This window comes from Streptomyces kunmingensis (assembly GCF_039533535.1).
Taxonomy (GTDB): domain Bacteria; phylum Actinomycetota; class Actinomycetes; order Streptomycetales; family Streptomycetaceae; genus Streptomyces; species Streptomyces kunmingensis.
The window spans coordinates 204,863-228,114 of record NZ_BAAATS010000027.1 but is presented as its reverse complement, the minus strand read 5'-3'; the positions used below and the strand labels follow the sequence as shown (position 1 = coordinate 228,114).

General features: G+C 71.6%; 18 protein-coding genes. 9 read left to right on the top strand and 9 right to left on the bottom strand.

From position 1 onward, the window contains the following. The first annotated feature begins 101 nt into the window (after positions 1 to 101). From ABD366_RS29325 to ABD366_RS29305, 5 genes are all read left to right on the top strand, one after another. Positions 102 to 893, top strand: coding sequence for an ATP-binding cassette domain-containing protein (locus ABD366_RS29325; protein ID WP_324773600.1), 792 nt, complete (start codon positions 102 to 104; stop codon positions 891 to 893). Then, entirely contained in the window at positions 890 to 2,179 is a 1,290-nt protein-coding gene (locus ABD366_RS29320; protein WP_324773598.1) for a sugar ABC transporter permease, read from the top strand. Before ABD366_RS29325 ends, ABD366_RS29320 begins: the two co-directional genes overlap by 4 nt. A 237-nt stretch (positions 2,180 to 2,416) precedes the next feature. Next, the gene (dxs, locus tag ABD366_RS29315) at positions 2,417 to 4,345 is read left to right on the top strand and encodes a 1-deoxy-D-xylulose-5-phosphate synthase (RefSeq protein WP_324773596.1); all 1,929 of its coding nucleotides are present in this window, start codon (positions 2,417 to 2,419) and stop codon (positions 4,343 to 4,345) included. A 198-nt stretch (positions 4,346 to 4,543) separates the two neighbouring features. Then, on the top strand, positions 4,544 to 6,049 hold the full coding sequence (locus ABD366_RS29310; protein WP_324773594.1) for an amino acid permease: 1,506 nt from the start codon (positions 4,544 to 4,546) through the stop codon (positions 6,047 to 6,049). A gap of 72 nt (positions 6,050 to 6,121) precedes the next feature. Further along, on the top strand, positions 6,122 to 7,591 hold the full coding sequence (locus tag ABD366_RS29305) for an ArnT family glycosyltransferase (RefSeq protein WP_324773592.1): 1,470 nt from the start codon (positions 6,122 to 6,124) through the stop codon (positions 7,589 to 7,591). A 50-nt stretch (positions 7,592 to 7,641) separates the two neighbouring features. Here ABD366_RS29305 and ABD366_RS29300 read toward each other — a convergent pair whose 3' ends face one another. Then, positions 7,642 to 7,992 carry a PIN domain-containing protein gene (locus ABD366_RS29300; protein ID WP_324773590.1) on the bottom strand — a complete coding sequence of 117 codons (351 nt, stop codon included), beginning with the start codon at positions 7,990 to 7,992 and terminating at the stop codon, positions 7,642 to 7,644. Positions 7,993 to 8,055: 63 nt separating this feature from the next. On the opposite strand from ABD366_RS29300, the gene ABD366_RS29295 reads away from it, so the two are divergent. Next, positions 8,056 to 9,087, top strand: coding sequence for a PLL family lectin (locus tag ABD366_RS29295; RefSeq protein WP_324773588.1), 1,032 nt, complete (start codon positions 8,056 to 8,058; stop codon positions 9,085 to 9,087). A 91-nt stretch (positions 9,088 to 9,178) separates the two neighbouring features. Here the strand turns inward: ABD366_RS29295 and ABD366_RS29290 are convergent, their stop codons facing one another. From ABD366_RS29290 to ABD366_RS29270, 5 genes are all read right to left on the bottom strand, one after another. After that, positions 9,179 to 11,311: a 3-hydroxyacyl-CoA dehydrogenase NAD-binding domain-containing protein gene (locus tag ABD366_RS29290; protein ID WP_324773586.1), complete on the bottom strand. Its 2,133-nt coding sequence runs from the start codon at positions 11,309 to 11,311 to the stop codon at positions 9,179 to 9,181. Then, positions 11,308 to 12,534 (bottom strand): thiolase family protein, encoded by a 1,227-nt coding sequence (locus ABD366_RS29285; RefSeq protein ID WP_324773584.1) that lies wholly within the window; start codon positions 12,532 to 12,534, stop codon positions 11,308 to 11,310. The genes ABD366_RS29290 and ABD366_RS29285 overlap by 4 nt, the downstream gene beginning before the upstream one ends. 363 nt (positions 12,535 to 12,897) lie before the next feature. Then, positions 12,898 to 14,172, bottom strand: a complete 1,275-nt coding sequence (locus ABD366_RS29280) for a ribonuclease D (protein WP_324773582.1) — start codon at positions 14,170 to 14,172, stop codon at positions 12,898 to 12,900. Between the two features lie 109 nt (positions 14,173 to 14,281). After that, positions 14,282 to 14,944, bottom strand: a complete 663-nt coding sequence (locus ABD366_RS29275) for a response regulator transcription factor (RefSeq protein WP_324773580.1) — start codon at positions 14,942 to 14,944, stop codon at positions 14,282 to 14,284. 299 nt (positions 14,945 to 15,243) lie between these two features. Then, entirely contained in the window at positions 15,244 to 15,993 is a 750-nt protein-coding gene (locus ABD366_RS29270; RefSeq protein WP_411293842.1) for a DUF3000 domain-containing protein, read from the bottom strand. 98 nt (positions 15,994 to 16,091) lie between these two features. Between ABD366_RS29270 and hemE the strand changes: the two genes are divergently transcribed. Then, on the top strand, positions 16,092 to 17,171 hold the full coding sequence (gene hemE, locus ABD366_RS29265) for a uroporphyrinogen decarboxylase (RefSeq protein WP_324773575.1): 1,080 nt from the start codon (positions 16,092 to 16,094) through the stop codon (positions 17,169 to 17,171). Positions 17,172 to 17,181: 10 nt separating this feature from the next. On the opposite strand, the gene ABD366_RS29260 is transcribed toward hemE, so the two are convergent. The 3 genes from ABD366_RS29260 to ABD366_RS29250 form a co-directional block, all read right to left on the bottom strand. Then, the gene (locus ABD366_RS29260; RefSeq protein ID WP_324773573.1) at positions 17,182 to 18,093 is read right to left on the bottom strand and encodes an NAD-dependent epimerase/dehydratase family protein; all 912 of its coding nucleotides are present in this window, start codon (positions 18,091 to 18,093) and stop codon (positions 17,182 to 17,184) included. A 277-nt stretch (positions 18,094 to 18,370) separates the two neighbouring features. Further along, positions 18,371 to 19,765 (bottom strand): FAD-dependent oxidoreductase, encoded by a 1,395-nt coding sequence (locus tag ABD366_RS29255; RefSeq protein ID WP_324773571.1) that lies wholly within the window; start codon positions 19,763 to 19,765, stop codon positions 18,371 to 18,373. Between the two features lie 28 nt (positions 19,766 to 19,793). Beyond that, the gene (locus ABD366_RS29250; RefSeq protein ID WP_324773570.1) at positions 19,794 to 20,765 is read right to left on the bottom strand and encodes a DUF4349 domain-containing protein; all 972 of its coding nucleotides are present in this window, start codon (positions 20,763 to 20,765) and stop codon (positions 19,794 to 19,796) included. 149 nt (positions 20,766 to 20,914) lie between these two features. Here ABD366_RS29250 and hemG point away from each other — a divergent pair, with 149 nt between their 5' ends. Both hemG and hemQ read left to right on the top strand, forming a co-directional pair. Next, positions 20,915 to 22,474 carry a protoporphyrinogen oxidase gene (gene hemG / locus ABD366_RS29245; protein ID WP_324773568.1) on the top strand — a complete coding sequence of 520 codons (1,560 nt, stop codon included), beginning with the start codon at positions 20,915 to 20,917 and terminating at the stop codon, positions 22,472 to 22,474. Positions 22,475 to 22,478: 4 nt separating this feature from the next. Next, on the top strand, positions 22,479 to 23,216 hold the full coding sequence (gene hemQ / locus ABD366_RS29240) for a hydrogen peroxide-dependent heme synthase (protein ID WP_324773567.1): 738 nt from the start codon (positions 22,479 to 22,481) through the stop codon (positions 23,214 to 23,216). The last annotated feature ends 36 nt before the right edge of the window (positions 23,217 to 23,252 follow it).

Sequence of the window (23,252 nt, the reverse complement as noted above, 5' to 3'; positions counted from 1 at the left end):
CGCAAGCTCAACGGCGGGGCGCCGGACGGAACACCCACACCCCCCTCAGTCTTCTCTTCTGTTCAACCTCCCGCCGGGTCAGGCCTTTGGCGGCGAAGGAGATGGTTCACGTGTCCGCTACGCCCGTGCTGGCGTTGCGCGGGGTCTCCAAGCGATTCGGTGCCGTCCAGGCGCTCACCGACGTAGAGCTTGAGGTCCACGCCGGTGAGGTGGTCGCCCTGGTCGGCGACAACGGTGCCGGTAAGTCCACCCTTGTCAAGACGATCGCCGGTGTGCACCCCATCGATGAAGGTGTCATCGAGTGGGACGGCAAGGCCGTCGCGGTCAACAAGCCGCACGACGCCCAGAACCTGGGCATCGCGACCGTCTACCAGGACCTCGCGCTGTGCGACAACATCGACGTTGTCGGCAACCTCTTCCTGGGCCGCGAGATCAAGCGCCGCGGTGTCCTCGACGAGATCGAGATGGAGCGCCGCTCGCGCGAGCTGCTCCAGACCCTGTCGATCCGCATCCCCAGCGTGCGCATCCCGATCGCCTCGCTCTCCGGCGGTCAGCGCCAGGTCGTGGCCATCGCCCGCTCCATGCTCGGCGAGCCCAAGCTGGTCATCCTGGACGAGCCGACGGCCGCCCTGGGTGTCGAGCAGACGGCCCAGGTGCTCGACCTCGTCGAGCGGCTGCGCGAGCGCGGCCACGCGGTCATCCTCATCAGCCACAACATGGCCGATGTGAAGGCCGTCGCCGACAAGGTCGCCGTCCTGCGGCTCGGCCGCAACAACGGCGTGTTCGAGGTCAAGACGACCTCGCAGGAAGAGATCATCTCCGCCATCACAGGCGCCACGGAAAACGCCGTGACCCGTCGTGCGGCGCGCAGCAACGCGGAGGCTCAGAAGTGAGCATCGACAAGACCGAAAAGGCTCCGGCCCCCGTGGACGCCGCCCCCGCCGCGGCCGGCGCCGACGTCGCCGCCGTCGACCCCAGGCTCCTCGTGCGCGAGCAGGGCTTCGCGGGTTACATAGGTGAGTTCAAGCGCAAGATGCGGGGCGGTGACCTCGGCGCCATCCCCGTCGTCATCGGCCTGATCGTCATCTGCATCATCTTCCAGAGCCTCAACTCGGCCTTCCTGGGCGCGCAGAACCTCAACAACATCTTCGTCGCCATGGTCGCCACGGGCATGATGTCCGTCGGCATCATCTTCGTGCTGCTGCTCGGTGAGATCGACCTGTCGGTCGGCTCCGTCTCCGGTGTCTCCTCGGCGATCATGGCCGTGATGAGCATCACCCACGGGGTCAACGAGTGGCTGGCCGTCCTCACCGCCCTCGCGGCCGGTGCCGTCATCGGCGCCCTGCACGGCTTCTTCTTCGCCCGGATCGGCGCGCCCGCGTTCGCCGTCACCCTGGCCGGCCTGCTGTTCTGGAACGGCTTCATGCTCCAGATCCTGGGCTCCAACGGCACGATCAACATCGACAGCGAAGGTGTGGTCGGCAACCTCACCAACTACTACTTCTCGGACGTCGCCGCCGCCTACGGCCTGGCCGTCGTCGCGGTCGTCGCCTACTTCGTGCCGACGTTCCTGAGCAACCGGCGCCGCGAGGCCGCGGGCATCCCGTCCCGGCCGCTCAGCGACATCGTGCTGCGCACGGTGCTGCTCGCGATCGCCGCGTTCGGTGTCGCCATCATCTTCAACCAGTACAAGGGCCTGCCGCTCGCGGTGCTGCTCTTCGCGATCGTCCTGGTCGGCTCCGACTTCGTGCTGCGCCGCACCTCGTACGGCCGCAAGGTCTTCGCGCTCGGCGGCAGCGTCGAGGCGTCGCGCCGTGCCGGTATCAACGTCACGGCCGTGCGGATCTCCGTCTTCGCCATCGCGGGCCTGTTCGCCTCGGTCGGCGGTCTCTTCTGGGCCTCGAAGATCGCGGCGGCCAACCAGAGCGCCGGCGCCGGTGACCTCCTGATGAACGTCATCGCCGCGGCCGTCATCGGCGGCACCAGCCTCTTCGGTGGCCGGGGCCGCACGTGGAACGCGCTGCTCGGTGTGCTGGTCATCACGTCGATCCAGTACGGCCTGGCCCTCCAGGGCATCGCCACCCCGATCCAGTACATGATCACCGGTGGTGTGCTTCTCGCCACGGTCGTCATCGACTCGGTCACCCGCAAGACCCAGAAGTCGGCCGGCCGCGCCTGACCGCTTCTGACCGGGTTCACCTGGGCTGACTGTGCCCGGCGTCAAGGACGACGCCGGGCACAGTCATGCCCGGACACCCGGATGGGAACGCGTGTTCCCGCTGGGCTGGGCCGATCGTGTGGCAGGCAACGCACGGCCCGCCCGCCGCCTTCGACGGCGGAACATTAGACTCGACAGACCCGGCAAGCTCGAACAGCTCAGCCAGCTACTCACAGCTCTAATTGCAAGGAGGCACGGGTGCCGCTGCTGACCCGCATCACGGGACCGCGCGATCTGGACCGGCTCAGCCTGGAGCAGCTGGACCAGCTGGCAGGAGAGATCCGGACCTTCCTCGTCGACGCGGTCTCCAAGACCGGCGGCCACCTCGGCCCCAACCTCGGCGTCGTCGAGCTGACCATCGCCCTGCACCGCGTCTTCGAGTCCCCCCAGGACAAGGTCCTGTGGGACACCGGTCACCAGTCCTACGTGCACAAGCTGCTCACCGGCCGCCAGGACTTCTCCAAGCTGAAGATGAAGGGCGGCCTCTCCGGCTACCCCTCGCAGGCCGAGTCCGAGCACGACGTCATCGAGAACAGCCACGCCTCCACCGTCCTCGGCTGGGCCGACGGCCTCGCCAAGGCCAACGAGGTCCTCGAGAAGGACGACCACGTCGTCGCGGTCATCGGTGACGGCGCGCTCACCGGCGGTATGGCCTGGGAGGCGCTGAACAACATCGCCGCCGCCAAGGACCGCCCGCTCGTCATCGTGGTCAACGACAACGAGCGCTCGTACGCGCCCACCATCGGCGGCCTCGCCAACCACCTGGCCACCCTGCGCACCACGGACGGCTACGAGCGCTTCCTGGCCCGCGGCAAGGACCTCCTGGAGCGCACCCCGGTCGTCGGCCGCCCGCTCTACGAGACCCTGCACGGCGCCAAGAAGGGCCTCAAGGACTTCATCGCGCCGCAGGGCATGTTCGAGGACCTGGGCCTGAAGTACGTCGGCCCGATCGACGGCCATGACATCGAGGCCCTGGAGTCGGCGCTGACCCGCGCCAAGCGCTTCGGCGGCCCGGTCATCGTGCACTGCCTCACCGAGAAGGGCCGCGGCTACACGCCCGCCCTCCAGGACGAGGCGGACCGCTTCCACGGCATCGGCCCCATCCACCCCGACACCGGCCTGCCGGTCAAGGCGTCCGGCGCCGACTGGACCTCCGTCTTCGGCGACGAGATGGTCAAGCTCGGCGAGGAGCGCGAGGACATCGTCGCGATCACGGCGGCCATGCTCCAGCCGGTCGGCCTGAAGAAGTTCGCGGACAAGTTCCCGGACCGGGTCTACGACGTGGGCATCGCCGAGCAGCACGGCGCGGTCAGCGCCGCGGGCCTCGCCGCCGGCGGACTGCACCCCGTCTTCGCCGTCTACGCGACCTTCCTCAACCGCGCCTTCGACCAGCTCCTGATGGATGTGGCCCTGCACAAGTGCGGCGTCACCTTCGTCCTGGACCGGGCCGGGGTCACCGGCACCGACGGCGCCTCGCACAACGGCATGTGGGACATGTCGATCCTCCAGGTCGTCCCCGGCCTGCGGATCGCCGCCCCGCGCGACGCCGACCAGGTCCGCGCCCAGCTGCGCGAGGCCGTGCAGGTGTCGGACGCCCCGACGGTCGTGCGCTACTCCAAGGGCGCGGTCGGCCCCGCCGTCGAGGCGGTCGGCACGGTCGGCGGCATGGACATCCTGCGCCGCCCGGGCTCGGACCGCCCGGACGTCCTGCTGGTCTCGGTCGGCGCGCTGGCCCCCATGTGCCTGGAGATCGCCGCGCTCCTCGACAAGCAGGGCATCACGACGACCGTCGTCGACCCGCGCTGGGTCAAGCCGGTCGACGAGGCGATGGCTCCGCTCGCCGAGCGGCACCGCGTCGTGGTGACCGTCGAGGACAACTCCCGGGTCGGGGGTGTCGGCTCGGCCGTCGCCCAGGCGCTGCGTGACGCGGGTGTCGATGTGCCGCTGCGGGACTTCGGTATTCCGCCGCGGTTCCTCGACCATGCCTCTCGTAAGGAGGTCATGGCGGAGATCGGTCTTACGGCGCCCGATATTGCGCGGCAGGTCACGGGGCTTGTGGCCAAGCTGGACGGGCGTCATGAGCGGGACCGCTCCGCTCAGGAGGAGATGGAGCCCGCCCGGGACTGAGGGCCGCGTCACGGGGCTCTGCCCCGGACCCCGCTCCTCAAGCGCCGGAGGGGCTTAAAAGGGGGCTTGATTGGGCCGGACTCACCCAACGGGGGGTCCGGTCCGGCTTCTTTCGCGTGAACCTGTAGGAGTGACCGGCTCGTCGGCGGTTACTTGTCCCGATCATGTCGGGGACGACAAGGCGCACGGAGGCAGCCGGTGAGCAGCAAGGCAGACGCGGGACGCGTACGCAACGGCCTGTTCAGGACCAAGTCCATCGAGCAGTCCATCAAGGACACCGAAGAACCCGAGCACAAGCTCAACAAGTCGCTGTCCGCCCTGGACCTGACGGTCTTCGGCGTCGGCGTCGTCATCGGCGCGGGCATCTTCGTCACCACGGGCACGGTGGCCAAGAACTACGCGGGCCCCGCCGTCGCCCTCGCGTTCGTCGTCGCCGGCATCGTGTGCGCGCTGGCGGCGCTGTGCTACGCCGAGTTCGCCTCCACCGTCCCGGTGGCCGGCTCCGCCTACACCTTCGCGTACGCCTCGCTCGGTGAGTTCGTCGCCTGGATCATCGGCTGGGACCTGGTCCTGGAGCTGGCCCTGGGCGCGGCCACGGTCTCCGTCGGCTGGGCGGGATACGTCCAGTCGCTCCTGGACAGCTGGGGCATCCCGCTGCCCACCGTGCTGCTCGGCCCCTCCGACGGCAAGTTCGGCTTCAACATCGCCGCCGCCCTGCTCATCCTGGTGATGACCGGTGTCCTCGTCGCGGGCGTCAAGCTGTCCGCGCACGTCACCTCGCTGGTCGTCGCCGTCAAGGTCCTCGTCGTCCTGATCATCATCGCCGTCGGCAGCTTCCACATCGTCGGCGCCAACTACTCGCCGTTCATCCCGCCGAAGCAGGACGTGGAGGGCGGCTCGGGGGTCACCGCGACGCTGCTGGAAGCGATCTTCGGCTACACGCCGTCGGCCTTCGGGGTCATGGGCATCTTCACGGCCGCCGCCATCGTGTTCTTCGCGTACATCGGCTTCGACGTCGTCGCCACCGCCGCCGAGGAGACCGTCGACCCGGCCAAGGACGTACCGCGCGGCATCATCGGCTCCCTCGCCATCTGTACGGCCCTGTACGTCGCCGTGTCGATCGTCGTCACCGGCATGCAGAAGTACAGCAGCCTCAGCGCGGACGCCCCGCTCGCCGACGCGTTCAAGGCGATCGACCAGCCGTTCTGGGCGGGACTCATCAACTTCGGCGCCATCATCGGCCTGGTCACGGTCGTGATGATCCTGCTGCTCGGCCAGGGCCGCGTCTTCTTCGCGATGAGCCGCGACGGACTCCTGCCGAAGGTCTTCAGCGAGGTCCACCCCAAGTTCCGTACGCCGTACCGCTCGACGATCATCCTCGGTATCGCCTCCGCGATCCTCGCCGGGTTCGTCTCCCTCGAAGAGCTGTCGAAGCTGGTCAACATCGGCACGCTGTTCGCCTTCGTCGTGGTCGCCCTCGGCGTCATCATCCTGCGCCGCACCCGCCCCGACCTGCCCCGCGCGTTCCGCGCCCCCTGGGTGCCGGCGCTGCCGATCGCCTCGGTCGCCGCGTCCGTCTGGCTGATGCTCAACCTGTCGGTCGAGACCTGGCTGCGCTTCCTCGCCTGGATGGTGCTGGGCCTCGTCCTCTACTTCGTGTACGGCCGCACCCACAGCAAACTGGGCCGCCGCAACTCCGCGTAAGCGTCAACCGACGTACCCGGCCCCGTATGTCCCGCTTCGTTGGGAACTGCGGGGCCGGATAGTTTGGCGCCCATGCTCACCGAGGCGCGGACATCACTACCGTACGTATCCGAAGGCCGCCGAGGCGCCTCGGACGCCGGGCCCGCCCCCGGCTACTGGCGGCGGCTCGTCCCGCTGCTCGCCCTCCTCGCCTGCGCCACCCGCGTCCCGTCCTTCGTCCGGCCGCTCTGGAACCCCGACGAGGGCTATCTCGCCGTCCAGGCCCGCATGCTGGCGCACGGCGGCCGGCTCTACGAGACGGTCGTCGACCGCAAACCACCGTTCGTGCCCTGGCTCTACGAGGGCGCCTTCGCCGTCTTCGGCTCCGGCTCGCTCACTCCGCTACGGATCTGCGCGGTCGCCGCGCAACTGGTCACGGCCGTGCTGCTCGCCTCGATCGCCCGCCGCCGCTGGGGCCCCGGGGCGGGGCGCACCGCGGGCGTCCTGTACCTGCTCGTCTCGGTCGGGCTCAACCCGGAGGACGCGCAGGCCGCCACCTTCGAGGTGTTCATGCTGCCGTGGACCGCGGCCGCCCTGTGGTGCGCCGACCGGCGCCGGTGGGGCGCCTGCGGGGCCGCCGTCGCCGGCGCGTTCCTGGCCAAGCAGACCGGGGGAGCGGTCCTCGTCCCCGTCGCCTGGATGCTGTGGCGGTGCGGGATGCCGCGCAAGGGCGTCCTGTGGTGCGCGGCCGGAGCGGCGACGCCGGTGCTTCTCGCCGCCCTCGCCACCGACCCGGGCGGCTTCCTGTTCTGGACGGTGACCGGCTCCACCACGTACGCCTCGTTCACCGGCTCCGAACTCCATGTCCTGGCACGGGGGTTGACCAACGCGGCGATCCTCGGCGTGGCCTGCGCCGGGATCCTGCCCCCGGTCGTGCGGGTCCTGCGCGTCGCCCGCACCGGCTGCACGGAACTGTGGCTGTGGCTCGGCTCGTCCGCGGGCGCGGTCCTGCTCGGCTTCCACTTCTTCGGGCACTACTACCTGCAACTCATGCCACCCCTGGCCCTGTTGGGCGCCGCCGCGCTGCACATCCTGCCGCGCGAACGCCTCGTCACGGCGCTGCTCACGTCCGCGTGCTGCTGCGTCCTGTTCGTCGCCTGGGGGCTGCTCGCGCCCCGCCCCGAGCTCACCCACACCCAGCGGGTCGCGCGGGAGGTGCGGACGCTCTCCGAGCCGGCGGAGCCGGTCCTGGTGTGGGGCATACACCCGGAGACGTACTGGCTGGCCGACCGGGAACCCGCGAGCCGCTTCCTGACAGCGGGGCTGCTCACGAACTACAGCGGCGGCCGGGACGGGCCCCGGGTGGGCGAGAAGTACGCCGTCACCGGGGCCTGGGACGTCTTCCGGCGGGAGTTCGCGGCACAGGAGCCACGGCTCGTGGTGGACGACTCCCGGGGGGCGCCGTACGGAGCACAGCGGACACGGTCGCTACGGCGGCTGCTGGCACCCTACGAGGTGGCCGGGAACGTGGACGGCACCGTGCTCTACGTCCGCCGGGGCTGAGCGGGGCTGAGCGGGGCTGGGCGGGGCTGGACGGGGCGGGCGGCGCCCCGCTACGGATACACCGTCCGCGGGCCCACGCAGCGCGCCCCCGCCTCCTCCACCCTGCGGCGCAGTTCGCGGTCCGACGTCACGACCACGCACGGTCCCGCCGCGCCGGCCGCCACCGCCACGATGTGGTCGTCGCCCTCACCGGGGGCCTCCTCGATCCGGACACCGGCCACCGCCTCGACCCCGCGAGCGCGGCCCTCGACCACCAGCACCACCTCCTCGTCGGGGTGCTCGGCGGCACGGACCGCGAGCCGGTCGCGCAGGCGTACGGCGGCGGCGTGCCGGTCGCGCCACCAGCCGTCGGGGACGGAGCCGACGACGTTCGCGCCGTCCACCACCAGAAGAGTCGTCATGCGCGAACCGTACGTGCCGGGGGCGGGACAAGGGCACGATCAGCCTCCACTTAAAATGGGACGGTGAACGGCGACTGGCTGATACGCGGACGCGACGGCAGGCTCTGCGCCTACGCGTACACCCCCGACGGCGACGCGGTCGTCTGCCGCACCGAGCGCACGCCCGGCGGCACCTGGTCCGACGCGCGCACGGTCGGCGGCGACCAGCGTCTGCACACCGTGCTCGCCCTGGCCCAAGGCCCCGGCGGCTACACCCACTTGGTGTCCTGGCGCCCCACGGCCCCGGGCGAATCGGGCCTGGTCCACTCCACTCACTTCCAGTCGCACCTCGCGGCGCTCGACTGGGTCCCCATCGGCCACCCGAACAAGAAGGGCGACCGCACGGGCCCGCCCGCCGTGGCCGTCGACGCGCAGGGCCGCGCCCACGTCTTCGTCCGCAACCGAGGCGGCGGCGTCAACATGCGCGCCCAGCAGGAGAAGGGCGGCTGGGGCCCCTGGCGGGACCTCAAGGGCAGACGCATCCGCGGTGAACTGGCCGCCGTGGCCCAGGAGTCGGGTCTGATCACGCTGTACGCGGCGAGCGACGACTGCGTCTTCCGCTGGCGCCAGCACGCGCCCGGCGCGGTCCCGGTCGAGGACGACAAACCCCTGCGGGTCGTGGTCCGCCCCGACAGCCTGCGGGCCCTGGCCACCTCACCCGAGCACACCACGCTCTTCTACACGGACGAGGACGGCGCCCTGTGGGCCTGGCGCGGCGACGAGGCCCCGGTGCGCCTGGTGGACGCGGCGGGTCCCGGCGCCGTGGCGGCGATCCGCTGTTCGCTGGACGGCGTGGACTGCACCCTGCTCGCCCAGCGCGCCGACAGGGGCCGCGTCGCCTTCGCCGCGTACCCGACGGAGCTGGAGTCGGCCGGCGCCTGGTGGACGGAGTCCGGCCCGGCCCTGCCCCCGGACGCGCGGATCGCGCTGGCGGAGGACGCGACCGGCCGTGTGGTGGCGGCGACGTACGTTCCCGGCAACCCGTCCCAGATGCACCTCACCCGCCGCAAGGAAGAGCCGGGCCTGGCCCTGGAGGCATGGCGCGGGGTGCTGTAAACGCCCCAGGGGCGCGGGGAACCGCGCGACCAGCCACAGCCGGTCGGCAGTCGCCCCACGCCCCTGAGCCACCCCCAAGGGGGCGGAAAGGCTAGGCCGGAACGCTGGCGACGCCCGCCTCCAGGAACCGCTTGCCGGTAACCCGCTCCGACACACCCTCCCGGTCCAGGTACGGCGTGATGCCACCCAGGTGGAAGGGCCAGCCCGCGCCGGTGATCAGGCAGAGGTCGATGTCCTGCGCCTCGGCGACGACACCCTCGTCGAGCATGAGCCCGATCTCCTGGGCGACGGCGTCGAGCACGCGGTCGCGGACCTGCTCCTCGGTCAGGACGACATCGCCCTGCTCGAGGAGCGCGGCGACCTCGGGGTCCAGCTCCGGCTTACCGGAGTCGTACACGTAGAAGCCGCGCTTGCCCGCCTTGACGACGGCCGCAAGGTTCGGGGACACCGTGAAGCGCTCCGGGAAGGCGCGGTTCAGGGTCTCCGAGACGTGCAGACCGATGGCCGGGCCGACCAGCTCCAGCAGGACCAGCGGTGACATCGGCAGGCCGAGCGGCTCGACGGCCTTCTCGGCGACGGCGACCGGGGTGCCCTCGTCGATGACGTTCTGGATCTCGCCCATGAAGCGGGTCAGGATGCGGTTCACGACGAACGCCGGGGCGTCCTTCACGAGCACAGCCGTCTTCTTCAGCTTCTTGGCGACGCCGAACGCCGTGGCGAGCGCCGCGTCGTCCGTCTGCTCGCCGCGCACGATCTCCAGGAGCGGGAGGATCGCGACCGGGTTGAAGAAGTGGAAGCCGACGACCCGCTCGGGGTGCTTCAGCTTCGACGCCATCTCGGAGACGGACAGCGACGAGGTGTTCGTGGCGAGGATCGCGTGCGCCGGGGCGACCGCCTCGACCTCCGCGAACACCTGCTGCTTGACGCCGATCTCCTCGAAGACGGCCTCGATGATGAAGTCCGCGTCGGAGAAGCCCTCGGCCTTGTCGAGGACGCCGGAGACGAGGCCCTTCAGGCGGTTGGCCTTGTCCTGGTTGACGCGGCCCTTGCCGAGCAGCTTGTCGATCTCGGCGTGGACGTAGCCCACACCCTTGTCGACGCGCTCCTGGTCGATGTCGGTCAGGACGACCGGCACCTCGAGGCGGCGCAGGAACAGCAGCGCGAGCTGCGAGGCCATCAGGCCCGCGCCCACGACGCCGACCTTCGTGACCGGGCGCGCCAGGCTCTTGTCCGGGGCACCGGCGGGGCGCTTGCCGCGCTTCTGCACCAGGTTGAACGAGTAGATGCCGGCGCGCAGTTCGCCGCCCATGATCAGGTCCGCGAGGGCCTTGTCCTCGGCGTCGAACCCGGCCTGGAGGTCACCGCTCTTGGCGTTGGCGATGATCTCCAGGGCGCGGTACGCGGCCGGGGCCGCGCCGTGCACCTTGGAGTCGGCGATGAACGTGCCGCGCGCGACGGCCTGGTCCCAGGCCTCGCCACGGTCGACGTCGGGCCGCTCGACCTTGACGTCGCCCTTGAGGACCTGAGCGGTCCAGATCAGCGACTGCTCCAGGAAGTCCGCGCCCTCGAACAGCGCGTCGGCGATGCCGAGCTCGAAGACCTGCTTGCCCTTGAGCTGCTTGTTCTGGTTGAGCGAGTTCTCGATGATCACCGAGACGGCCTTGTCGGCACCGATCAGGTTCGGCAGCAGCGCACAGCCGCCCCAGCCGGGTACCAGGCCGAGGAAGACCTCGGGCAGCGAGAACGCCGGGAGCGCCTTCGACACGGTGCGGTACGAGCAGTGCAGACCGACCTCGACGCCACCGCCCATGGCGGCACCGTTGTAGTACGCGAACGTCGGCACGGCCAGGCCCGCGAGGCGCTTGAAGACCTCGTGGCCGCCCTTGCCGATGGCGAGCGCGTCGTCGTGGTTCTTCAGCAGCTCGACGCCCTTGAGGTCGGCGCCGACCGCGAAGATGAACGGCTTGCCGGTGACACCGACGCCGACGATGTCGCCGTCGGCCGCCTCCTTCTCGACCTGGTCGATGGCGACGTTCAGGTTCGCCAGCGAGCCCGGGCCGAAGGTGGTCGGCTTGGTGTGGTCGAAGCCGTTGTCGAGCGTGATCAGCGCGAACCGGCCGGCCCCGTACGGGAGGTCGAGGTGGCGTACGTGCGCGGAGGTGACGACCTCGCCGGGGAACAGCTCGGCCGCGCCCTTCAGAAGCTCAGCGGTGGTGGTGCTCACTTGTCGCCTCCGGCGTCCTTGTGGTGCGGGTTCTCCCAGATCACCGTGGCGCCCATGCCGAAGCCGACGCACATGGTGGTGAGGCCGTAACGGACCTCCGGCTGCTCCTCGAACTGACGGGCCAGCTGCGTCATCAGACGCACACCCGAGGAGGCCAGCGGGTGGCCGTACGCGATGGCGCCGCCGTACTGGTTGACGCGCGCGTCGTCGTCGGCGATGCCGTAGTGGTCCAGGAACGCGAGGACCTGGACGGCGAACGCCTCGTTGATCTCGAAGAGGTTGATGTCCTCGATGGACAGGCCCGCCTTGGCGAGCGCCTTCTCCGTGGCCGGGATCGGGCCGTAGCCCATGACCTCCGGCTCCACGCCCGCGAAGGCGTAGGAGACGAGCCGCATCTTGACCGGAAGGTCGTGCTCGCGGGCGAAGTCCTCGCTCGCGATGATCGAGGCGGTGGCGCCGTCGTTCAGACCGGCGGCGTTACCTGCGGTGACGCGCCCGTGCGTACGGAACGGCGTCTTCAGACCCGCGAGGTTCTCCAGGGTCGTGCCCGGACGCATCGGCTCGTCGGCGGTGACCAGACCCCAGCCTGTCTCGCCCACCTCGGCGTTGGTGTTGCGCACCGAGATCGGGACGAGATCCTGCTGGATCTTGCCGTTCGCGTACGCCTTGGCCGCCTTCTCCTGCGAACGCACCGCGTACTCGTCGGAGCGCTGCTTGGTGATCTGCGGGTAGCGGTCGTGCAGGTTCTCGGCGGTCATACCCATGAACAGGGCGGACTCGTCGACCAGCTTCTCGCTGACGAAGCGCGGGTTCGGGTCGACGCCCTCGCCCATCGGGTGGCGGCCCATGTGCTCGACACCACCGGCGATGACGGCGTCGTACGCGCCGAAGGCGACGGAGCCCGCGGCGGTCGTCACGGCCGTCAGCGCACCGGCGCACATACGGTCGATGGAGTAGCCGGGGACCGACTGCGGCAGGCCCGCGAGGATGCCCGCGGTGCGGCCCAGGGTCAGGCCCTGGTCGCCGATCTGCGTGGTCGCGGCGATGGCGACCTCGTCGATCTTGGCCGGGTCCAGGTTCGGGTTGCGGCGCAGCAGCTCCCGGATGGCCTTGACGACGAGGTCGTCGGCGCGGGTCTCGTGGTAGATGCCCTTCGGGCCCGCCTTGCCGAACGGGGTGCGGACGCCGTCGACGAAGACGACGTCCCTGACGGTACGAGGCACGATGGCTCTCCTCCAAGATGCGGGACGGCACTGCCACGGCGCGCGGCTGAGCGCGCGCTCATGCCCCTCATGCTACTTGCGGGTAACCATGCTGCCCAGCCCCCTCGCCCCAAGCGGCGAACGTCACACTTCCGCTGCCGCTGGGGGGCGGGTCATTTGGTGCGGGGTGCGTCGTGCCCCGGGGGGTTTGTTCGCCGGGTGCGGCCCGGTGGGGCTTCTCGCGCAGTTCCCCGCGCCCCTGAAGGCATGCGGCTTCGCCGCGCCTTCCCCTGGAGGCAGCGCACGCAGTGCGCATCTCCAGGGGCGCGGGGAACTGCGCGACCAGCCACGACGGTGCCGCGGCCGACGACGGACCACGTATCCCTACGGGCGGGACGCCAGCGCCGCCACCAACACGGGAGTGACCTGCTCCACCTGCCAGCGCCGCGCCCCGTGCGAGGCAAGCGCCGCTTCCACCGACTCGGGGTCCACCACGGAAGGCGGCTCCCAGCAGACCCGCCGCACCGTGTCCGGCGTGATCAGGTTCTCCTGCGGCATGTTCAGCGTCTCGGCCAGCGTCGACACCGCGGCCCGCGCAGCGGAGAGCCGCGCCGCCGCGGCCGGGTCCTTGTCGGCCCAGGCCCGGGGCGGCGGCGGCCCGGCCACCTGCTGCCCGGGCTGCGGCAGCTCCGCGTCCGGCAGCTCCCTGGCGTGGTCCACGGCCGCCTGCCACTGCTCCAGCTGACGCCGCCCCATGCGGTGCCCGAAGCCGGGCAGCGCGGCCAGCGCGTGCACGTTGGGCGGCAGGGCGAGGGCGGCCTCGACGATCGCCGTGTCGCCGAGGACCTTGCCCGGCGACACGTCACGACGCTGCGCGACCCGGTCGCGGGCGGTCCACAGCTCGCGGACGACGGCCATCTGCCGGCGCCGGCGCACCTTGTGCATGCCGGACGTCCGGCGCCACGGGTCCTTGCGCGGCGGCGCGGGCGGCGCCGACGCGATCGCGTCGAACTCCTGGTGGGCCCAGTCGAGCTTGCCCTGCCGGTCGAGCTCCTTCTCCAGGGCGTCCCGCAGGTCGACGAGCAGCTCCACGTCGAGCGCCGCGTAGCGCAGCCAGGGCTCGGGCAGCGGCCGCGTCGACCAGTCGACCGCCGAGTGCCCCTTCTCCAGTACGTAGCCCAGCACGTTCTCGACCATGGCGCCGAGGCCCACGCGCGGGAAGCCGGCGAGCCGTCCGGCCAGTTCGGTGTCGAAGAGCTCCGACGGCACCATGCCTATTTCGCGCAGACACGGCAGGTCCTGAGTGGCGGCGTGCAGCACCCACTCCGCGTCCTCGATGGCCGCGCCGAAGCCGGACAGGTCCGGACAGGCGACGGGGTCGATGAGCGCGCTCCCCGCACCTTCGCGGCGCAGCTGCACCAGATAGGCGCGCTGTCCGTAGCGGTAACCGGAAGCTCGCTCGGCGTCGACGGCGACAGGTCCGGTGCCCGCGGCGAAGGCCGCGACCACCTGGGCGAGCGCGGCCTCGTCGGCGATCACCGGCGGAATGCCCTCGCGCGGTTCGAGCAGGGGGATCGGCGCCGTTTCGACGTCGTCCGGAGGGGCGCCTCCGGTGGTGCGCAGTGAACTGTCTGCTGCGGTCTCTTGGGCGTCGGTCACCTGTCAAGGGTATCTGTGAACGGACGGCGCCCGTCGACGGAACGTTCCGTCGACGGGCGCTGAAGGTGTGTAAACCGGAAAGATCCGGCCAGGGCGGCTGGGGGGCGGTTCAGTGGATGATGCCGGTGCGCAGGGCGACCGCCACCATCCCGGCCCGGTCACCCGTGCCGAGCTTGCGCGCGATCCGGGCGAGGTGGCTCTTGACGGTCAGTGCGGACAGGCCCATGGAGACCCCGATGGCCTTGTTCGACTGTCCTTCGGCGACGAGGCGGAGCACCTCGACCTCGCGTCCGGACAGTTCGCGGTAGCCGCCCGGGTGACTCGGGGCACCCGGGGGGCGGCGGTGCATACGGGCGGCCGCGGAACCGATCGGTGCGGCGCCGGGGCGGTTGGGGAGTCCTACGTTGGTACGGGTACCGGTGACGACGTAGCCCTTGACGCCGCCCGCGAGGGCGTTGCGTACGGCACCGATGTCGTCGGCGGCGGAGAGGGCGAGCCCGTTGGGCCAGCCCGCCGCCCGGGTTTCGGAGAGAAGCGTCAGGCCGGATCCGTCGGGGAGGTGGACGTCGGCTACGCAGATGTCGCGGGGGTTGCCGATGCGGGGACGAGCCTCCGCGACGGACGAGGCCTCGATCACGTCGCGCACACCGAGCGCCCACAGATGGCGGGTGACGGTGGAACGGACGCGGGGGTCGGCCACGACCACCATCGCGGTCGGCTTGTTCGGGCGGTAGGCGACCAGGCTTGAGGGCTGCTCGAGGAGAACGGACACCAGGCCTCCTGGGGTGCGGGACGGAGCCGGCTCGGGGGTGAAGCCGGGACGAACCGTGCTTTCAAGGTCACTGAGGTCTTCGGCAGCAAACCCGCCCGCCTTTAGAGAAAGATCACGATTTGGTGAGTAACAATCCACGCAATTCAGACACAGTATCGATCATCCGAAGATCAAACCGAATCGAAACGAGTAACGGCCGCGTCGGGCACTCGCCGACGCGGCCGAAAACAGTCCCTCTGAAGAGGTGAAACAGGACGGGATGAACAGGAAGGGTGCAGAGAAGTTCGAGAGGGGCGGGGTCAGGAGGGGCGCGGGCCCCGGCGCTGCGGCAGCGTCACCACCGCGCCGTCCGGGCCGTTCGCCGCGCCCGCCGCCGGGGGCAGTCCCCCGATCTGGCACAGCAGCTCGCACCACGCGGCGAGATGCGCGGCCGTGTCCGGCACCCCGCCGGGTCCTTCGCGCGGCGTCCACGACGCCCGGATCTCGATCTGCGAGGCGGGGGGCCGGTCCCCGATCCCGCCGAAGTAGTGCGAACTGGCCCGGGTGACCGTGCCGGACGGCTCCCCGTAGGAGAGGCCGCGGGCCGCCAGCGCGCCCGTCAGCCACGACCAGCAGACGTCGGGGAGCAGCGGATCGGCGGCCATCTCCGCCTCCAGCTCCGCGCGCACCAGCGTCACCAGGCGGAACGTGCCGTGCCACGCCTCGTGCCCGGCCGGGTCGTGCAGCAGCACGAGCCGGCCGTCGGCCAGGACGTCGTCGTCGGCGTCTTCGGCTGCCGGGTCGACGACCGTGGCCTCCAACGCGTAGGAGAAGGGAGCCAGGCGCTGCGGCGGGCGCGTGGGGTCGATCTCGATCTCCGGGCGCAGCCGCGCTGACCGTAAGGCGTCGACCGCCGTACGGAAGGCCAGGGGAGTGGTCGGAGCCGTGTCGTCCTTTTGTGCAGCGTTCATGTCCCGAGCGTTCTGCCCCTCCCGCACCGATTCACTCATCCCGTCCGAGTCGCCAGAGTCTTCCGGGCTGCTCGACCGTTGTCCCTGAGCCGCAGCCATGCCGGGAAGGTTAAGGGGAACGAGCCCCGTGCGCAGGTAGGACACCCGGCGCCGATGCCGTTCTCCCTACACTTCGTGGCCGTGCGAGACTTTCCGCTGTGAGTGCCAACACCGAGGCCACGGGCCAGCAGCCGTCAGCGACGCACGACGCCGTCAAGGATTCCGCCTTCCTCAGGGCGTGCAGGCGTGAGCCCGTGCCGCACACGCCGGTGTGGTTCATGCGGCAGGCGGGGCGCTCACTGCCCGAGTACCACAAGGTGCGCGAAGGCATCCCGATGCTGGAGTCGTGCACGCGGCCCGAGCTGGTCGCCGAGATCACGATGCAGCCGGTGCGCCGGCACAAGGTCGACGCGGCGATCTACTTCAGCGACATCGTCGTGCCGCTCAAGGCCATCGGCATCGACCTCGACATCAAGCCCGGCGTCGGCCCGGTCGTCGCCCAACCGATCCGCAGCCGCGCCGACCTCGCCCAGCTGCGCGACCTGACCCCGGAAGACGTCTGGTACGTCACCGAGGCCATGGGTCTGCTCACCGCCGAGCTCGGCTCGACGCCGCTCATCGGTTTCGCGGGCGCGCCGTTCACCCTCGCGAGCTACCTCGTGGAGGGCGGGCCGTCCCGCAACCACGAGCACACCAAAGCCCTCATGTACGGCGACCCGCAGCTCTGGGCCGACCTGCTCGACCGGCTCGCCGAGATCACCTCCGCGTTCCTGAAGGTGCAGATCGAGGCGGGCGCGAGCGCCGTACAGCTCTTCGACTCCTGGGTCGGCGCGCTCTCCCCGGCCGACTACCGGCGCTCGGTCATGCCCGCGTCGGAGAAGGTCTTCCGGGCCGTCGAGTCCTACGGCGTCCCGCGCATCCACTTCGGTGCCGGCACCGGTGAGCTGCTCGGGCTCATGGGCGAGGCCGGCGCGGACATCGTCGGCGTCGACTGGCGCGTGCCGCTCGACGAGGCCGCGCGCCGTGTCGGCCCCGGCAAGGCGCTTCAGGGCAACCTCGACCCGGCGGTCCTCTTCACCACGCCCGAGGCCGTCGAGGCCAAGGCCCGCGAGGTGCTCGACGCGGCGGCCGGCCTGGAGGGCCACATCTTCAACCTCGGGCACGGCGTGCTGCCGAGCACCGACCCGGACGCGCTGACCCGCCTCGTGGAGTACGTCCACACGCAGACCGCCCGCTAGGCACAGCGGCTCAGCGCAGCTCCCTGGCGGGTGCGCCGTCCGCCGACCACAGTGCGGTCAGCGAGGCGTGCAGGGTATGGGTCGGCTGCCAGCCCAGCTCCCGGCGGGCGGCGGTGATCCGCGCGCACTGCCAGGGCACCGCGGGGGAACGGCCGACCGCGCCGAGCGCCTCCTCCACCCGGCCCCGGTAGCCGGACGCCCGCACCAGACCGTGCACCAGATCGCGTACCGGGACGGCGTGACCGCTGCCTATGTTCAGCAGGGGCGGCAGCGGTCTCGGCGCGGTGAGGGCGAGAGCCGCCGCCGTCGCCACATCGCGTACGTCGACGAAGTCGCGGTGCGCCGACAGGTCGTCGACCTGGACCGGGCCGGGCAGGTCGAGACGCAGGGCGTCCCGGAGTTCGGCGGTGAGCCGGCCCGGCAGGCCCGCGCGGGGCGCGCCCGGACCGACCGGGTCGGTCACGCGCAGCACGACCGCGTCGAGACCGGAGGCGGCGACCGCGAGGCTGCCCGCGAGCTTGCTCGCCCCGTACACGGAGACGGGCCGGGCCGGTGCCTCCTCCGGGGTCTGCTCGCCGAGGATCGTCGGCCCGTACTCGGCGACGGAACCGAGGTGGACCAGGCGCGCGGTCGGCGCCGCGCTGTGCAGGGCCTCGCACAGGACCGCGGGGCCACGGGAGTTGGCCTCGACGAGGGCCAGGGCGCCGCCGCCTGCGGCCCCGACGCAGTTGACGACGGCGTCGGGCGCGGCGAGTTCGACGAGCTCAGCGAGGGCGCTCGGCGCGATCGTCGCCAGATCGACGCGCAGGTCGTTGTCGGGGTGGCGGCCGCCGGTGAGCAGCCGCACGCCCGGCAGGGCGCGCAGCCGGTCGGCGATGTGCCCGCCCAGATATCCGGTGGAGCCCAGGACCAGGATCCGCACGGCCCGTCACGCTCCCTTCGGGAGCGCGGAACGGTGCGTGGTGGACCCGGCGCCGACGGCCGCCGTTCGTACGGAGCGCTGCATGTGGTGGTGCCCCCTCCCGGTCGGGCACGCGACGGCTCCCCACCGCCGTGCGCCCCTCCAGCGGCACGGCCCCCCGGTCGCGCTGCGTGGCCGTGCCGCTCTGACGCGTCACATGGTGCGACGCGTCCGGGAGTTGTGCAGGGAGTCTGCGAAACGTGGCGGGAAACCGGCGACATCCCGTCGCCGGTGCGACCTATCCGGCGGCTGCCCGGACCGCCGAGGTCGCCTTCCGGGCCGCCACGAGGACCGGGTCCCACACCGGCGAGAACGGTGGCGCGTACCCCAGGTCCAGGGCCGTCATCTGCTCCACCGTCATCCCCGCCGTCAGCGCGACCGCCGCCACGTCGACCCGCTTCGCCGCACCCTCACGCCCGACGATCTGCATGCCGAGCAGCTTGCCCGTGCGCCGCTCGGCGATCATCTTCACCGTCATGAGCGCCGCGCCCGGGTAGTACCCCGCCCGGCTCGTCGACTCGACGGTCACCGACACGAACTGCAGCCCGGCACGGAGCGCGTCCTTCTCGCGCAGCCCCGTGCGCGCGATCTCCAGGTCGCAGACCTTGCTGACCGCCGTCCCCACGACACCGGGGAACGTCGCGTAACCGCCGCCCACGTTCGCCCCGATGACCTGACCGTGCTTGTTCGCGTGGGTGCCGAGCGCGATGTGGCGTTCGCGTCCTGACACCAGGTCGAGGACCTCGACGCAGTCGCCGCCCGCCCAGATGTTGTCGTGGCCGCGCACCCGCATCCCCAGGTCGGTGAGGAGCCCGCCGCTGTCACCGAGCGGCAGACCGGCGTCCCGGGCCAGCGTCGTCTCCGGCCGCACACCGAGGCCCAGCACCACGATGTCCGCCGGGTGGTCGGCTTCCTGGGTCGCCACCGCCCGCACCCGCCCGTCGTCCCCGGTGAGGATCTTGGTGACCTCGGCGTCGTCGACCAGGGTGATGCCCATCCCCGCCATCGCCTCGTGCACCAGGCGTCCCATGTCCGGGTCGAGCGTCGACATCGGCTCGGCCCCGCGGTTGACGACGGTCACCTCGTACCCGCGGTGCAGCAGCGCCTCCGCCATCTCGACGCCGATGTACCCGGCACCCACCACCACGGCCTTGCGCCCCTCGGTCGCCCGCAGCGTGCCGAGCAGCTCCTGCCCGTCGCCGAGCGTCTGCACGCCGTGCACCCCGGGCGCGTCCATCCCGGGCAGGTCCGGCCGGAGCGGGCGGGCCCCCGTAGCGATCACGAGCTTGTCGTACGCGACCCAGGTCTCGGCCCCGCCGTCCAGCTCCCGGGCCCGTACCCGCCGCCCCTCGACATCGATCTTCACGACCTCGGTGCGCATCCGCAGGTCGATGTCGCGCTCCCGGTGCTCCTCGGGCGACCGCGCGATCAGCTCGTCAGGACCGCCGACCTGGCCGCCCACCCAGTACGGGATGCCGCACGCCGAGTACGAGGTGAAGTCGCCCCGTTCGAAGGCCACGATCTCCAGCTCGTCCGGGCCGCGCAGCCGCCGGGCCCCCGACGCGGCGGACATGCCCGCCGCGTCGCCACCGATGACTACCAGCCGTTCCCGCGCAGCGTTGTCAGTGCTCATGGGCCCAACGCTACGTCGGCCGCGGACGTCAGTCCCGCGCGTCGGACCCGGACTCCGGGTGCGCGGGCAGCGGGCCGACCGCCGTCCGTACGGGCTCGTCCCCGGCGCGCCGCGGCAGCCGGGGGCGGACGAGCCGCAACCACAGGAAGGCCAGCAGCGCCGCGACCGCGGCGAACGGCAGCACGGCCGCGAGCGCCATCGCCACCCACTTCAGCACGGTCACGAAGGCGGACCAGCCGCCCGACAGCGCGTCGAGGAAGCCCGCGTCGTCGTCGCCGCCCGCCGCCTTCGCGGGCGCCTCGGACAGCCGCAGGGTGATCGTCGCGAGCGTCGTGCGGTCCTTCAGCGACGCCTGCTGCGCGAGCAGCGACTCCAGCTCCGACTGACGGCCGCTCAGCTCCCCTTCCAGCGTCACCACGTCGCTCAACTTCGTCGCCCGGTCCATGAGTTCACGCACCCGGGCCACGCTCGCCCGCTGCGACGCGATGCGGCTGTCCACGTCGACGACCTGATCGGTGACGTCCTTGGCGGTCACGTTCCGCTCCAACAGGCGGCCCGCGCCCGAGAGTTCGCCGAGTACGTCCTCGTACTCCTCCTGCGGCACGCGCAGGGTGATCCGGGAGCGTTCGTGGCCGTGGCCGTCCCGGTCCGTCGTCTCGTCGCCGACGATGCCGCCCGCCTCCTCGGCGACCGTGCGCGCCTTGTCGAGCGCGTCGGGCACGTCCTTGACGCGGACGGAGAGCGTGGCCGTGCGGATGATGTGGACGCCGGTGAGTTTCGGCGATTTCTCGGCGCCTGCGGCCTTGCCTCCGCTCCGTCCGTTGTCGGCCGCCGCGCCCGCGTCCTGCTCGGCCGTGCCGCCCGCGGCGCTCTTGAGGTCGTCGCCGTCGCTCGCGCCCGAGCAGCCCGCCAGCGCGAGCGCCGCGGCGATCAGCAGCGCGGCCAGCGTCTGCGCGGGCCGCGGTCGTGGACGTGTACGGGTCGGTCGGGACGTGTGCATGGGTACCCCCTGGGGACGTGCTGGACGTGCTGCTTGCCGGACGCCTCCTTCGACGCGCGACCGGGCCGTCCGGTGGTTGCCGACCGGTTCCGAACGGGTCACGGTCGGGACTCGTCGAGACGGACGACCGGTTCTGAGAGAGTGGGGGCATGCGCGAAACGGACACAGGTACGGGAACTGCACGGGACCGGAAAGTCCTCGTCATCGGCGGCGGTATCGCGGGCCTCGCGGCAGCACACAGAGTGCTCGACGGATCCGAGGGGGACGACCGGGTCGAGGTGACGGTCCTGGAGGCGTCCCCCCGGCTCGGTGGCAAGCTGCTCGCGGGCGAGATCGCCGGCGCCCGCGTCGACCTGGGCGCCGAATCGATGCTGGCGCGCCGCCCCGAGGCGGTGGGCCTGGCCCGCGAGGTGGGCCTGGCGGACCGTCTCCAGCCGCCGTCCACCGCGACCGCCTCGCTCTGGAGCCGCTCCACCCTGCACCCCATGCCCAAGGGCCATGTCATGGGCGTCCCCGGCACCGCCGACGCGCTCGCCGGCGTCCTCTCGGACGAGGGGCTGCTGCGCATCGAGCAGGAGGCCGACCTGCCGCCCACGGAGATCGGTGACGACGTCGCCGTGGGCGAGTACGTCGCGGCCCGCCTCGGCCGCGAGGTCGTCGACCGGCTCGTCGAACCGCTCCTCGGCGGTGTCTACGCGGGCGACGCCTACCGCATCTCGATGCGCAGCGCGGTGCCCCAGCTGTTCGAGGAGGCCCGCCGTCATCCCTCCCTGACGGCGGCGGTCCGCGCGATCCAGGCCCGCACCGCCGGGAACCAGCAGCCGGGCCCGGTGTTCATGGGCATCGAGGGCGGCATCGGCACCCTGCCGGCCGCGGTCGCCGACGCGGTGCGGGCGAAGGGCGGCACGATCCTGACGGGGGAGCGGGCCAGCACCCTGCGGGCCCGTGGCGGCGGCGACCAGCGGCTGAGCCGCGGGACACGCCCGGCGGGGGGCCGCTTCGCGCAGCGGCCCGCCGAACCCGAGCCCGTGTGGCGCGTGGTCACCGAACAGGGCCGCACCTTCACCGCGGACCAGGTCGTCATCGCGCTGCCCGCGCCCGCGGCGGCGAGCCTGCTGCGCACCGCGTCCCCGATGGCGTCCCAGGAGCTGCGGGGCGTCGACTACGCCTCGATGGCCCTGATCACGATGGCGTTCCGCACGAGCGAGGCCCACCTTCCCGAGGGCAGCGGCTTCCTGGTCCCGCCCGTCGACGGCCACACCATCAAGGCCGCCACGTTCGCCTCGCACAAATGGGGCTGGATCGGCGCCGACAACCCCGACCTGCGTATCGTGCGCACCTCCGTCGGCCGCTACGGCGACGAGAAGGACCTCGCCCGCGACGACGCCGACCTCGTCGACGTCGCCCGCCGCGATCTGGGTGCCGCCACCGGCCAGACGGCCGCCCCCGTCGCCGCCCACGTCACGCGCTGGCAGGACGGCCTGCCCCAGTACCCCGTCGGCCACACGGCCCGCGTCGCACGGATCCGCGAACACCTCGCCCAGCTCCCCGGCCTCACCGTGTGCGGAGCCGCGTACGACGGCGTCGGCATCCCCGCGTGCATCGCGAGCGCGTACGCCGCCGCCGACGAGCTGCGCGGCGACAGCGGCACCCGCGAGGAGCTGAAGGCGAACCCGGTGCAGAGTCTGCACGGCGGCGCAGGAGAATAGGGACATGAGCGACGACACCCCTACCGCCGACCCGGCGCGGATCCCGAACAAGGGCAAGCTGGCCAAGGACCTCAACGAGGTCATCCGCTACACCCTCTGGTCGGTCTTCAAGCTGAAGGACGTGCTGCCCGAAAACACCGCGCGGGCCGGCTTCGCCGACGAGGTCCAGGAGCTGTTCGACCAGCTCGCCGCCAAGGACGTGACCGTCCGCGGCACCTACGACGTGTCCGGCCTGCGCGCCGACGCCGACCTCATGATCTGGTGGCACGCCGAGACCGCCGACCAGCTCCAGGAGGCGTACAACCTCTTCCGCCGCACGAAGCTGGGCCGCGCCCTGGAGCCGGTGTGGTCGAACATGGCGCTGCACCGCCCCGCCGAGTTCAACCGCTCGCACATCCCGGCGTTCCTGGCCGACGAGACGCCGCGCAACTACATCTCGGTGTACCCGTTCGTGCGCTCCTACGAGTGGTACCTGCTGCCCGACGACGAGCGCCGCAAGATGCTCGCCGATCACGGCAAGATGGCGCGCGGCTACCCGGACGTGCGGGCCAACACGGTCGCCTCGTTCTCGCTCGGTGACTATGAGTGGCTGCTTGCCTTCGAGGCGGATGAGCTGGATCGCATTGTCGACCTGATGCGGCATCTGCGGGGGTCCGAGGCGCGGATGCATGTGCGGGAGGAAGTTCCGTTCTACACGGGGCGCCGTAAGAGCGTGGCCGATCTGGTGGCGGAACTGGCCTAGTCGGTCGGGCCCCTGGAGCGGGGGTTGCGGGGCTCT